This is a genomic window from Streptomyces sp. NPDC090798 (assembly GCF_044768965.1).
Classification (GTDB): Bacteria; Actinomycetota; Actinomycetes; order Streptomycetales; family Streptomycetaceae; genus Streptomyces.
Genome location: NZ_JBIVXA010000021.1, coordinates 98720 through 111399, shown reverse-complemented (window position 1 = coordinate 111399; position 12680 = coordinate 98720). Strand labels below are relative to the sequence as shown.

General features: G+C 69.6%; 9 protein-coding genes and 2 pseudogenes. 6 read left to right on the top strand and 5 right to left on the bottom strand.

The features are described from left to right. The first annotated feature begins 167 nt into the window (after positions 1–167). Together ACIQTP_RS35355 and ACIQTP_RS35350 are read left to right on the top strand one after the other, a co-directional pair. On the top strand, positions 168–473 hold the full coding sequence (locus ACIQTP_RS35355) for a 4a-hydroxytetrahydrobiopterin dehydratase (RefSeq protein WP_403407687.1): 306 nt from the start codon (positions 168–170) through the stop codon (positions 471–473). 5 nt (positions 474–478) lie between these two features. Continuing rightward, positions 479–1237, top strand: coding sequence for a class I SAM-dependent methyltransferase (locus tag ACIQTP_RS35350; protein ID WP_403407685.1), 759 nt, complete (start codon positions 479–481; stop codon positions 1235–1237). Here the strand turns inward: ACIQTP_RS35350 and ACIQTP_RS35345 are convergent. Continuing rightward, positions 1206–1676, bottom strand: coding sequence for a hypothetical protein (locus ACIQTP_RS35345; RefSeq protein ID WP_403407684.1), 471 nt, complete (start codon positions 1674–1676; stop codon positions 1206–1208). The genes ACIQTP_RS35350 and ACIQTP_RS35345 overlap by 32 nt on opposite strands. Beyond that, positions 1673–2170, bottom strand: coding sequence for a hypothetical protein (locus ACIQTP_RS35340; protein ID WP_403407682.1), 498 nt, complete (start codon positions 2168–2170; stop codon positions 1673–1675). The genes ACIQTP_RS35345 and ACIQTP_RS35340 overlap by 4 nt, the downstream gene beginning before the upstream one ends. Before the next feature lie 40 nt (positions 2171–2210). Between ACIQTP_RS35340 and ACIQTP_RS35335 the strand changes: the two are divergent. Beyond that, positions 2211–3144, top strand: a pseudogene (locus tag ACIQTP_RS35335) (helix-turn-helix transcriptional regulator). 13 nt (positions 3145–3157) lie between these two features. Next, positions 3158–4276: pseudogene (locus tag ACIQTP_RS35330) on the top strand (rhamnogalacturonan lyase); the annotation flags it as partial. Between the two features lie 90 nt (positions 4277–4366). On the opposite strand, the gene ACIQTP_RS35325 reads toward ACIQTP_RS35330, so the two are convergent. Next, positions 4367–4912: a hypothetical protein gene (locus ACIQTP_RS35325; protein ID WP_403407681.1), complete on the bottom strand. Its 546-nt coding sequence runs from the start codon at positions 4910–4912 to the stop codon at positions 4367–4369. Positions 4913–5357: 445 nt separating this feature from the next. Then, the gene (locus tag ACIQTP_RS35320) at positions 5358–8279 is read right to left on the bottom strand and encodes a glycoside hydrolase family 48 protein (protein WP_403407679.1); all 2922 of its coding nucleotides are present in this window, start codon (positions 8277–8279) and stop codon (positions 5358–5360) included. Positions 8280–8535: 256 nt separating this feature from the next. Between ACIQTP_RS35320 and ACIQTP_RS35315 the strand changes: the two genes are divergently transcribed. Together ACIQTP_RS35315 and ACIQTP_RS35310 are read left to right on the top strand one after the other, a co-directional pair. Next, positions 8536–10008, top strand: a complete 1473-nt coding sequence (locus ACIQTP_RS35315; protein WP_403407677.1) for a cellulase family glycosylhydrolase — start codon at positions 8536–8538, stop codon at positions 10006–10008. Between the two features lie 123 nt (positions 10009–10131). Further along, positions 10132–11847, top strand: a complete 1716-nt coding sequence (locus tag ACIQTP_RS35310; RefSeq protein ID WP_403407675.1) for a glycoside hydrolase family 6 protein — start codon at positions 10132–10134, stop codon at positions 11845–11847. Positions 11848–11875: 28 nt separating this feature from the next. Here the strand turns inward: ACIQTP_RS35310 and ACIQTP_RS35305 are convergent, their stop codons facing one another. Further along, positions 11876–12646, bottom strand: a complete 771-nt coding sequence (locus ACIQTP_RS35305) for a phytanoyl-CoA dioxygenase family protein (protein WP_403407673.1) — start codon at positions 12644–12646, stop codon at positions 11876–11878. Positions 12647–12680: the final 34 nt, after the last annotated feature.

Below are 12680 nucleotides of genomic sequence, written 5' to 3'. Positions count from 1 at the left end.
ACTGCGCGACCAGCCCTCTCCCACCCGCGGCCGAAGAACACACCCGGGGGGTCCGGGGGCGAAGCCCAGGGATGGGACGGGGCGCCGGAGAGCCCTGGTCGGGGGAGTGTGGCAGGCTGAGGAACAGCCCCCACCGCACCCCACCGCAGGAAGAACGGAGCGAGGCCATGCCCGTCGAACCGCTGTCGCAGAAGGAGATCGAGGAGCAGCTCGCGGAGCTGCCCGGCTGGTCGCTGGACGGCGACCACCTCGCCCGCTCCTACCGCCTCCCCTCCCACTTCGCCGCGACCGCGATGGTCGTACACATCGCCCAGGTACAGGAGGAGCTCGACCACCACTCCGACCTCACCCTCGGCTACAACACGATCTCCCTCACCGTGAACACCCACAGCGTCGGCGGCGCGGTCACGGAGCTCGACCTCAAGCTCGCCCGCAGGGTGGAGGCACTCGCTCCGGGACATGGCGCACACTGATCCACGTGCTGGACTACGACAAGGAAGCCGCCGCATACGACGCCAGCAGGGGCGGTGAGCCCAGAGCCGCCGCGGCCGCGACCGCCGTACTCGGCCTCGTCCCCGACGACGTACAGGCCCTGCTCGACGTCGCCTGCGGCACCGGGATCGTCACGCGCCGCCTCGCCGTCGCCCGCCCGACGCTCCGGGTGACGGGCGCGGACGCCGCGCAGGGCATGGCCCGGATGGCTGCGGCACGGCTCCCGGGCGCGGTGATCCGCGCCGACAGCCGCCGACTGCCCTTCCCCGACGCCTCGTTCGACGCCGTCACCAGCGTCTGGCTGCTCCATCTGGTCGACGGCGCCGAGGACGTCCGCGCCATCGTCGCCGAGTGCGCGCGGGTCCTGCGCCCGGGCGGGGTGTACGTCACCACTGTCGACAAGGCCGCCGCACACGACGTGGGCAGCGACATCGACGCCGTACTCGCCTCCCGCCCGCGCCGCCCCGCCCAGGACCGCCCCGAGGACGTCGAGGCGTACGCCGTCGAGCACGGCCTCACCCCGGCCGGGCGTGCCCGTTTCCGGGGCCACGGCCAGGGCCGCAGCCCGCGCGGCACGGTGGCGGACCTGCGCCGCGGCTGGTTCACCCGGATCGCCCCGGACGACCCGCTGGCCGAGCGTTTCGTCACGCTGCTCGAAGCTCTGCCCGATCAGGAAGTCCCGCGCCCCGACCCACAGTTCGCTCTCCGCGCGTTCAGGAAGCTCCCCGCCGCGCGAACTCCATGACCCAGTTGGTCACCCATGTCTTCTCCCCGTCCACGGAGAAGGCCTGCTCCCAGCGGGCCGTGGTCGGGGAGATCCCCGACCACACGAACCGCACCCGCACGTCCTTCCCGTCGTGCGTGTCGTCGCCGTGGAACTCGCCGCGCCCGTCGGGCCCGAACCGCCCCACCACCGGCGGAAACAGCTTCCCGCTGCGGCTCGACGACCAGTTCAGCGACCACATCCGCGCCGCGGGGTCGAAGAGCCGCAGGGTGAGCCCCTGCCAGCCCTGACCGGGCACCGTCATCTCGTCGATGTTCGCGGCGCCGTCGAACAGGCTCCAGCAGCGGTTCGTGGCCCCGAACTCCTCCCAGCCGCTGCCGGGGTCGAGGAAGTCGGTCAGACGCCTGTGGTGGACGTCCCACTCGCCGTGGAAGAAGTCGAAGTCGCGCGGGCTGCTCATGAGCGGTCTCCAGTCGTGCCCTCGGGGAGGGAGTCGGCAAGGTAGGCGTCGAGGTCGGGGGCGTCGGGCGCGAGCATGTGGCGCACCCAGGCGTCGCGTTCGTGCAGGATCGGCGGCAGCTCCCAGACGCAGCCGATCCAGGGGAGGTCGGGTGTGATGAAGTGCGTGGGGTCCCGGTCCGGGCAGCCGAGGACCGGCTGGCCCGCCGACGCGCCGCGGAAGTGCAGGACGTTGTCCCACACCCAGCTGTACGCGTTGAGGTAGGCGCCGTCGTCGCCGCCCCGGTGCAGTACGACGAAGGTGGCGGGCGGTGTGCCGTCGGGCTCGGGCAGCAGCTGCGGCAGCGTCGCGTACGCCGCCGCCTCGACGTCGGGCGCGATACCGGCCGGGTCCGCGGTGACGTGGTAGCGCTTGATCCGTCGCCCCGCCACCTCGATGGGCGGCGGCACGGTCAGCAACTTCTCCCTGAAGTTCGGGAAGGTGGTGGAAGCCATGACGCGCACGCTAGGCCGGCTTCACTGACATCCTGTGTCAGTGAAGTCCAGCCGGCTCGTCTCGATCCTCCTGCTGCTCCAGACCCGCGGCCGGATGACCGCCGCCGACCTCGCCGAGGAGCTCGACGTCTCGGTCCGCACGGTCTACCGGGACGTCGAGGCACTGAGCGCGGCGGGCGTCCCGCTGTACGGCGACGCGGGGCACGCCGGCGGCTACCGCCTCCTCGACGGCTACCGCACCCGTCTCACCGGCCTCACTGAGGGGGAGGCCGAGGCCCTCTTCCTCGCCGGCGTCCCCGGCCCCGCCGCCGAGCTGGGCCTCGGCCCGGTCCTGGCCGCCGCCCAGTTGAAGGTGCGCGCCGCCCTCCCGCGCGAGCTGCGCACGCACGCCGACCGGATCAGCGGCCGCTTCCACCTGGACGCCCCCGGCTGGTACGCGGACGCCGACGACACCCCGTACCTCCCCGCCGTCGCCGACGCCGTCTGGAACGCGCGGGTGCTGCACGTCCTGTACCGCCGCTGGCGCGAGCCCACGGATGTGCGGCGCCGCCTGGAGCCGTACGGCCTGGTCCTGAAGGCGGGCCGCTGGTACGTCGTCGCGGGCCCCGGACCGCGCACCTTCCGTGTCGATCAGATCCTCGAACTCACCTCGACCGAAGAGGAGTTCGGCCGGCCGGCGACGTTCGACCTGGACGGCGTACCAACAGGAGTTCCACGACCGGCTGCACCGCGCCGAGGCAGTGATCCGGATCGCGCCGGGAACCGTTCTCGCCGGTCCGGCGGCCCGGCCCCTCGAGGTCAAAGGCCCTACGGACAAGGATGGTTGGACGCGCGCTACCGTCCCCATCGAGTCCATCGACCAGGCTCACGACGAATTCCTCCGACTGGGCGCGGCGATCGAGGTGCTGGAGCCCGCCGAACTGCGGGAGCGCATCGCGCGCACGGTGGCGGCACTGGCCCGTCTGTACGTGTAGAGAGCACCTGCACGCAACTGTCGACTACCGGAACTCCAACGGATACGTGCTGTCCGGGCCCGAGTACCTGACCATGTTCAACGGGCGGACGGGCGCCGCCATGGGCACCGTCGACTACGTCCCGGCGCGCGGCACGGTCTCCTCCTGGGGCGACTCGTACGGCAACCGCGTCGACCGATTCCTCGCGGGAACGGCCTACTTGGACGGCTCCCGGCCCTCCCTCGTCATGGCGCGCGGCTACTACACCCGTACCGTCGTCGCCGCCTGGGACTGGCGGGGCGGCGCCTTCATCCGACGCTGGACCTTCGACACCAACTCCTCGACCAACAGCGGCAAGGGCTACGACGGCCAGGGCAACCACCAGTTGTCGGTCGCGGACGTCGACGGGGACGGCAAGGACGAGGTCGCGTACGGCTCGATGGCCGTGGACGACGACGGCAACGGCCTGTGGACCACCAAGAACGGGCACGGGGACGCCATGCACGTCGGCGACCTCGACCCCGCACGCCCCGGCCTGGAGGAGTTCAAGGTCGACGAGGACTCCTCGAAACCGGCGTCCTGGATGGCGGACGCCAAGACGGGCGCGATCCTGTGGTCCACGGCGGCCAACGGCGACAACGGCCGAGGCGTGTCCGGGGACATCTGGGCGGGCAGCGCGGGCGCCGAGTCCTGGTCCTCGCGTGCCGACGGCGTCCGCAACCCCGAGGGCACGGTGGTGGCGACCCGCAAGCCGGGCAGCGTCAACTTCCTGTCCTGGTGGGACGGCGACCCGGTCCGCGAACTCCTCGACGACACCCACATCGACAAGTACGGCACCTCGTCCGACGCCCGGCTGCTGACCGGCGCGGGCGTCCACTCCAACAACAGCACCAAGGCGACCCCGTCACTGTCCGGCGACATCCTCGGCGACTGGCGCGAGGAGGTCGTCTGGCCGACGACCGACAACACGGCCCTCAGGATCTACTCCACCCCCTACGAGACGACCACAAGGATCACCACCCTCCTCCACGACACCCAGTACCGCACGGCCCTGGCCTGGCAGAACACCGCCTACAACCAGCCCCCACACCCGAGCTTCTTCATCGGCGACGGAATGCCGACAGCACCGCGCCCCACGGTGTACACCCCCTGAACAGAGCTGGGCCGGTGCTCTACGAGGGCCGGGAAGCCCTGCCGGTCCGGGCGGCCCCGAGGATGCCGTCCGCAGGCAAGGGCTTCGCTGTCAGCTGTAGGACCAGCGCCATGCGTTGGAGCGGTACACGCACTTGATCCTGCTGCCACTCGCGGTGGTCGTACTGGCACCGTGGTCGCTGTTCCGGCAGTACTGGCCCGCCGAATAGCAGTTGCCGGAGTTGGAGGTGATCGAGCACGTGCCGACGCTGTCCCCGCTGCTGCTGCTGCCACCACTGCTGCCGGAGCCGCTGCCCGAGGCGGCCTTCGCGGTGACGGTCACCTTGACCTTGACCGTCTTCGTCGCGGTGACCGTCGGTGCGGGCTCCGGCTTCGCGGTGGCCGTCGTGGTGACGGTGACGGTGGGGGTCGGCCGCACCTTGCCTGCCGCCGCCTTCGTGGTGTGGTCGGCCTGGCTGGTGCTGTCGCCACCGTTGTCGCTTCCGCCGGCGCCGATGCCGAGACAGAAGGCGAAACCGATCGCGCCCAGCACGTAGCGCTTCCGTGCCCAGCGCGGCCTGGCCGGATGCGGGGCAGGGGCGGGCGGCACAGGCTGCGGACCGTATCCGGGCGGTGGCGGCGGCTGGTTGTACGACATGGTCCCCCCCAGGGATGTTTCGAGGTGGGGTGACCGTATAGGGAGGTGTGAAGAAAATGTGAGTAGGGGGTGAGGGTAGTGACGGAGTTGTGATCATGATGGGTGGGGTAAACGCTTCCCAATCGGACCTTCGTCGCTATTTTCCAGCGCACCGTCATGCGCGGTGAAGGACGATGGCTTCATGTTCGCCCTCGTCCCCGCGCGCTCTTCCAGGGGCCTCTCTGAAGGAGGGCATGACGACCGGGCGGCCCCCAGTGCGGGTGGGGGCCGCCCGGCCAGGTGGCCCCGTCGTCAGGTGACGGGACCGCGCACGCGGAGCTTTCAGGCGGTTCCGGTGAAGCGCGGCGAGCTACCGCGCCCCTTCAGGGGCGCGGGGAACTGCGCGACCGGCCACTACGGGCCCGCAGCTCACATACCGCCCAACCCGCGGAGCGCCCGGCGGGGACTATTCGAGAAGCTCCGCGTACGAGCCCATGGCCAGGGCGATGTCCGCCTGGGCCCAGAACCGGTGGTACGTGAAGGAGGGCGCGGCTCCGCCCGCCAGATACGCCTCGATCTTCGAAAAGTTCGGGTCGTTCTTGTAGAAGGACCTGAGCGAGGCGAAGGTCGAGGTGGAGTTGATCGTGTCGCCGTTCGGCATCTTGCCGCTCCAGCCGCTCGGGACGTAGACCGTGTCGTCGAAGCGGTTGTAGTCGGCGCGGGTCTCCGGGACGGCGATGCCCAGGCTGTCCTGGTAGTTGCTCCACATGCCGTCGAGGAGCGCCTTCGCCGTCGTCTTCGCCTGGGCGTTGCCGGACTTGGCGGCGTAGTACGACAGGGTCTTGGCGTACGCGGCGGCCACACCGACGTCGTTGGTGTAGTCGGCGACCGTGACGTGAAGTCCGCTGTTGGCACCGGGACTCGACGCGTTCCAGGTGTCCGGGGCGCCGGACCACTGGAGCGTGGAGGGGATCTGGTAGGTGCCGTCCGGGTTGACCGTGGTCTTGGACAGCGCCCAGGAGACCCACTTGTCGAGGATCGCCTTCGCGCTCGCGTTCCCCGTCTGCTGGTAGTACTCGGCGACCCGCTCCATGGACCAGGCCTGGAAGCCGAACCACTGGTTGGACGGCGGGTCGTGGTACACGGGCTGCTGGTCGTAGTACATGCCGTAGAAGGTCGGCGTCCCGGCCGGCGGGGTCGCGTAACGGCCCGCCCAGCTGTTGGTCGCGCCACCGGCGATGGCGCCCTCGTCGGATTGCAGCCAGCGGTAGAACTCCAGCTGCCGGGTGAGGGAGGTGCCCCAATCGGCCGCCCCTGTCGAGGACTTGGGCTTCAGATCGGCGTACGAGCTGAGCGCGTACGCGGCCAGCGGGTTCTGGTAGCCGCCGTGCACATGGCTGGAGCCGATGCGCCAGGCCCAGCCCGCCGAGGTGTCGGTCGCGCCGCCCCAGGCGTAGTACCAGGAGAGCAGATAGTGCGAGGCGTCCTTGCCGGTGCCGGCCGCACAGGCGGACGGGCCGACACAGTTGCCGATCTTCTTGAAGTACTTGTCGTACATGGCGTAGCGCAGATAGTCGCCCATCTTCGCCGCCTTGCCGACGGTCGCGGACACGTCGCCGCCCTTGCCCTGCGCCTTGGCCCACACGTCGGCCCAGTACGCGGCCTGCACGGCCCGCGCGTCGGCGTCCGGCGCGTCGGTGTACTTCCACTGCTTGGCGTACGAGGAGTCCCCGGTGAAGAGGTCCAGGTAGCCGTTCGTGGAACCGTACTTGAAGGCGTCGCAGGTCGGCTGCGGCACCGTCTCCCACACCGACTCCTGCGCGCCGCGCTGGAAGGTGTTGATGTACGACGGTCCGGTCGCGGTCGGTCCGGCCTCGCACTTGCCGGGCTCGTTGCCGTAGCCGTAGACGTTGTCGACGTCCTGGAGCCAGTGCATGCCGTACACGTCGTCCGTGCCGTACGCGCTCTTCAGCTCGGCCGCGATCGGGTCGGAGCCGACGGAGACGCCCGTGTCGAGCTTGGCCGGGTACTCGTTCGGGGTGTCGAGTTCCGGTGCGTAGGTCGCGGGCTTCGAGGCGTTGTAGAAGGAGTTCGTCGGCTGGTCGGCGTGGGTGGGGATCATGTACGTCTCCATGGTCGTCCACGCGGCGTTGAACTTGGACCAGTCGCCGGTGACCTTCCCGTACATCGCCTGCAGCCAGATGAGATAGCTGTAGGCCTCCGACGTCGTCTCATGACCCTGGTCCGGCGCCTCGACGATCAGCGTCTCCACCGAGTGGTAGGGGATGCCCTCGGGTGAGAAGTAGCCGTTCGCCGGGTTGGTGATCTTGCCGTAGAGGTCCAGGAAGCGCGCGTCGTACGCCTTCGACGCGGCCAGCTCCGTCACGGTGACCGTCGCCTTGGCGTACCCGGTCGCCGAGGCCGTGAAGGTCGCGGCGCCGGTCCCGGAGGCGTCGGCGGTGATGGTGACGTTCTGTGCCGTGTTCCAGTTGGCCGGGGTGAAGGTGAGCGAGGCGCCGCCGGTCACGGACAGTCCCGGATTGCCGTCCGCACGGGCGGTCGTCACCGTCACGTTCGCGGCCGGCTGTTTCGAAAGCTGCATGGCGAACGTTCCCGACTTCCCCTGCTGGACGCCGAGTTGGGTCGGCGAGGCCACCACGGCGGGACCCGAGGCGACCGTGATGCCGACCGGTGTGGACGCCGCGGAAGCGCCCAGGCTGTCGTACGCCTTGGCCACCAGCGAATGGCTGCCCACGGTCAAGCCGGAGGTCGACAGTGTGTAGGGGGAGCTGGTGTCCGTGCCCAGCAGGGTCGTGTCGTCGTAGAACTCGACCTTGCTGATCGTCGCGCCGTCGGCGGCCGCGGCGGTCGCGGCCAGCGGGATCGCGTCGCCCTGCGTGTAGACCGCGCCCGCGGCCGGGCTGGTCAGCACGGTGACCGGCGGCTGGTGGGCGCCGGTGCAGGTGGTGCCGTTGACCGCGAAGGAGGCGGGCGCCGTGTTGGCGCCGCTGTAGGTGAACTGCGCACCGGTGGAGACCGCTGCCCCGGCGGCGACCGTCCCGTTCCAGGAGGCGTTCTTCGCGGTGACCGTCCTGCCGGACTGCGACCAGGTCCCGTTCCAGCCACTGGTCAGCGTCTGGTTGCCCGCGTAGTCGTACGTCAGGGTCCAGCCGTTGATCGGGTCCGTGCCCCGGTTGGTGAGGGTGAGATCCGCGGTGAAGCCGGAGCCCCAGTCATTGGTCTTGTAGTCGACACTGCACTGAACTCCCGCTGCGTGAGCTGGAGTTGAACCATTCGCGAGCATCGTGAGCGGAAGCGCGAGGGCCGCCACCACGGCGGTCCACAGTCGGCGGGTCCTGCGGCGTCTCCTTCTGGAACTGGGGTGCATGTGCTGGTTCCTCCTTGCGGCTCGGAGAAGTGGGGGCGGAGCAGCAACAAGCCTTGAACCAGTGGGAGCGCTCCCATATTGGAGAGGGGGGTCGAAGGGGTCAAGGTGCTTGAAGAGTCGAAATTGTTCGATTGATCAACAGTGCGACGCCTCTGTCCTTTACCGGCACTTGGCGCTAACTTCATCCGCACCAGTGGGAGCGGTTCCATCAGTCGACGCGTCCGTCACGACGCGCCCGAGCTGCAAGGAGTCGCTCATGCGACACCCTCCGCTTTCAGGACTTTTAGTGGTCGGCGCCGCGGTCGCCCTCGTGGGCACCGCGATCGCGCCGGTCGTCACGGCTTCAGGAGCCACACCCGCGTGCACGGTGGACTACTCCGTCACCAGCCAGTGGGACACCGGCTTCCAGGGCGCCGTGAAGATCACCAACAACATAGCCGCGCTGAGTAGTTGGAGTCTCACCTTCGACTTCGTGGGCGGTCAGAAGGTCAGCCAGGGCTGGAACGCCAAGTGGTCCCAGTCCGCCACGACGGTCACCGCGGCCAACGAGAGCTGGAACGGTTCGCTCGGCTCAGGGGCCAGTGTCAGCGCCGGGTTCCTCGCCTCTTGGTCGGGGAGCAACGCCGTACCCACGACGTTCAAGCTCAACGGGACGACGTGCAACGTGGACACGGAGCCGTCGCCGACCCCGACGGACCCGCCGCCCACGACCGGTACGGCACCCAAGCTGCACGTCTCCGGGAACAAGCTCGTCGACGCCGACGGCACCACGCGGCGGCTGCTCGGCGTCAACCGCTCCGGCGGCGAGTTCATGTGCGTCCAGGGATACGGCGTCTTCGACGGCCCGGTCGACGACGCCTCGGTCAAGGCGATCGCCGACTGGAAGGCCAACACGGTCCGCATTCCGCTCAACGAGGAGTGCTGGCTCGGCCTGTCCAACATCAAACCGGAGTACGCGGGCGCGAACTACATCTCCGCCGTCAAGGACCTGGTCGCCAAGGTCGAGGCGCACGGGATGACCCCGCTCGTCGAACTGCACTGGAACTACGGGCAGTACACCGGGAACTCGGCAGGCTGCTCCGACGTGCACGCCACCTGCCAGAAGCCGATGCCGGACGCGCAGTACAGCCCGGCGTTCTGGTCCTCGGTCGCCGGCACCTTCAAGGACGACCAGGCCGTCGCCTTCGACCTGTTCAACGAGCCCTACCCGGACCGGGCGACCTCCACCACCGCCCAGGCGTGGGCCTGCTGGAAGGACGGGGGCACCTGCCCGGGCATCGGCTACGAGGTCGCCGGGATGCAGGACCTGGTCGACGCGGTGCGCGGCACCGGCGCCAGGAACCTGATCCTGGCCGGCGGGCTCGCGTACTCCAACGACCTGAGCCAGTGGCTGACGTACAAGCCCAGCGATCCGACGGGCAACCTGGCCGCCGCCTTCCACACCTACAACTTCAACACCTGCGCCAGTGAGAGCTGCTGGAACTCGACGCTCGCCCCGGTGGCGGCCCAAGTCCCGCTCGTGGCGGGGGAGATCGGCGAGAACACCTGCTCCCACGGCTTCATCGACACCGCGATGAAGTGGTTCGACGACCGGGGGCTCTCCTACCTCGGCTGGACCTGGAACACCTGGGACTGCTCCTCCGGTCCCTCCCTGATCTCCGACTACGGCGGCACTCCCACGTCGTACGGAGTCGGGCTGCGTGATCATCTGCGCGCCCTCAACGGATAACCGGCGCAGGAATCAGCCGCACACCCGCGCTGGAAGTCAACGGACACCTGCGCTGGAAGTCAACGGACACCAGTGCAGGAAGTCAACGGACACCCGCACAAGACGAGATGGGAACCCGCACTCATGAGTCGTACCAAATCCGCGCTCTTAGGAGCGCTCGTCCTGCTCGCCGGGGCCTCGGGCACCGCCGTGGCGGCCGTCCCGGCGGACCCCGCCGGGATCGCCGCCATCCCCTGCACCGTCGACTACAAGGTGCAGAACCAGTGGGACACCGGCTTCACCGCCGCCGTCACGGTCACCAACAACAGCGCCGCCAAGACCTCCTGGGCGGTGAAGTGGGCGTACGCCGGGAACCAGAAGGTGACCTCGGGCTGGAACGCGAAGATCAGCCAGAGCGGCACCGCCGTCACCGCGGCCAACGAGACCTACAACGGGACGCTGGCGAACGGCGGTTCGGTCAGCTTCGGCTTCAACGCCTCCTACAGCGGCACCAACGCACTGCCCACCTCCTTCACCCTCGACGGGGTGACCTGCAATGTTGACGACGGCAGCGGTGGCGGAGGCGGCGGAGGGGGCAGCGACCCCTCCGGGAGAGTCGACAACCCGTACGCCGGTGCCAAGGTGTACGTGAACCCGGAGTGGTCCGCGAAGGCGGCTGCGGAGACCGGCGGCAGCCGGATCTCCAACCAGCCCACCGGCGTCTGGCTCGACCGGATCGCCGCGATCAACGGGGCGAGTGGCAGCATGGGCCTGCGCGCCCACCTCGACGCGGCGCTCGCGCAGAAGGGCAGCGGCGAAGAGGTCGTCCAACTGGTCGTCTACGACCTGCCCGGACGTGACTGCGCGGCCCTCGCCTCCAACGGAGAGCTCGGCCCGACGGAGATCGACAAGTACAAGACCCAGTTCATCGACCCGATCGCGGCGATCCTCGCGGACAGCAAGTACGCCTCGCTGCGGATCGTCACGACCATCGAGATCGACTCGCTGCCGAACCTCGTCACCAACACCGGCAGCCGGGCCACCGCCACCCCGCAGTGCGACACGATGCTCGCCAACGGCAACTACGTGAAGGGCGTGGGCTACGCGCTCGCCAAGCTCGGCGCGATCCCGAACGTCTACAACTACCTCGACGCCGGCCACCACGGCTGGATCGGCTGGGACGACAACTTCGCCCCCTCCGCCACCCTGTTCAAGCAGGCGGCAACCAGCGAGGGCGCGACGGTCGACGACGTCGCCGGGTTCATCACCAACACGGCGAACTACAGCGCCCTGAAGGAGAACAACTTCACCATCAACGACACGGTGAACGGCACCTCCGTCCGCCAGTCCAAGTGGGTCGACTGGAACCGCTACGTCGACGAGCTGTCCTTCGCCCAGGCCTTCCGCACCCAGCTCGTTTCGGTCGGCTTCAACTCCGGCATCGGCATGCTGATCGACACTTCCAGGAACGGCTGGGGCGGCACCGCCCGGCCCACCGGTCCCGGCGCGACGACCAGCGTCGACACGTACGTCGACGGCGGGCGCTACGACCGCCGCATCCACGTCGGGAACTGGTGCAACCAGGCCGGTGCCGGTCTCGGCGAGCGCCCGCAGGCATCCCCGGCCACCGGGATCGACGCCTATGTGTGGATGAAGCCCCCGGGTGAGTCCGACGGCTCCAGCTCCGCCATCGCCAACGACGAGGGCAAGGGCTTCGACCGGATGTGCGACCCGACGTACACGGGCAACCCCCGGAACAACAACAACATGTCCGGCGCGCTGCCGAACGCCCCGCTGTCGGGGCACTGGTTCTCGGCGCAGTTCCAGCAGCTGATGACGAACGCGTATCCGCCGCTGTAGGCCGCCCGACCTGGTGATCCGCCGGGGGTCAGGCCTCCTGGGCCAGCCCCCGGCGGATCGCGAACTCCACCGCCGAGTAGTCGCCGTCCGCCCGCTCCAGCTCGTAGGGCACCGCCGAATACAGCGGCGGCTGCGCCATGAAACGCGGGCGCGTGCCGTGGTGCGGCTGTGCCGCGTGCACCAGGAACGGGTGGCAGAGAAACACGTCGCCGGGGCGGCCGGTGGCGAGGGCGAGCGGGCGGTGCGCGGAGGCCTCGGCCACCTTCGGACCGAGTTGGAGGAACGAGGCCCCCGCCTCGCCGTACGGCTCCAGGACCGGGGGCACATCGAGGTGCGAGCCCACCCTGATACGGGTCGGCGCGTCGGTCTCGGTCACCTCGCTGAACAGGAAGAGCATCAGCAGGGCCCGGCCCCGCGAGCGGAGATTGGAGTGGTAGAGCGTCTCGCCGTCGGGGAGGTAGCTCCCTTCGATGTGCCAGCCCGCGTCGTCCGGCTCCCGCGTGTGCGGGAACCGCAGCGGGAAGCTGCCCAGCGCGTAGCGCGGCTCCCAGCGGCGCTCACCGACCAGCAGATCGAAGGCCTGGTGCAGAGCGGGGGAGTTGGCCGCGGCAGCGAACGGGCCCTGCGCCATGTTGCTCACCCAGTGCACGGGGTCCTTCCAGGTGCCGGGGTCGTGCGGGTCGTACCCGGCCTCCTTCCACAGCAGCCGGGCGCAGCCCTCGGCGACGCGCGGCGGGAAGGCGCCCTCGATCTTCACGAACCCGTCCTCGAGGAACCGCTCCACCATCTCGTCGTCCATGGAGCCATGCTCGGGGACGGGCCGCTTCGGACGC

Coding starts and splice junctions, on each gene's coding strand:
- ACIQTP_RS35315 (WP_403407677.1), top strand. CDS start 8,536: ATGCGACACCCTCCGCTTTCAGGACTTTTAGTGGTCGGCGCCGCGGTC.
- ACIQTP_RS35345 (WP_403407684.1), bottom strand. CDS start 1,676: ATGAGCAGCCCGCGCGACTTCGACTTCTTCCACGGCGAGTGGGACGTC.
- ACIQTP_RS35305 (WP_403407673.1), bottom strand. CDS start 12,646: ATGGACGACGAGATGGTGGAGCGGTTCCTCGAGGACGGGTTCGTGAAG.
- ACIQTP_RS35325 (WP_403407681.1), bottom strand. CDS start 4,912: ATGTCGTACAACCAGCCGCCGCCACCGCCCGGATACGGTCCGCAGCCT.
- ACIQTP_RS35340 (WP_403407682.1), bottom strand. CDS start 2,170: ATGGCTTCCACCACCTTCCCGAACTTCAGGGAGAAGTTGCTGACCGTG.
- ACIQTP_RS35355 (WP_403407687.1), top strand. CDS start 168: ATGCCCGTCGAACCGCTGTCGCAGAAGGAGATCGAGGAGCAGCTCGCG.
- ACIQTP_RS35320 (WP_403407679.1), bottom strand. CDS start 8,279: ATGCACCCCAGTTCCAGAAGGAGACGCCGCAGGACCCGCCGACTGTGG.
- ACIQTP_RS35310 (WP_403407675.1), top strand. CDS start 10,132: ATGAGTCGTACCAAATCCGCGCTCTTAGGAGCGCTCGTCCTGCTCGCC.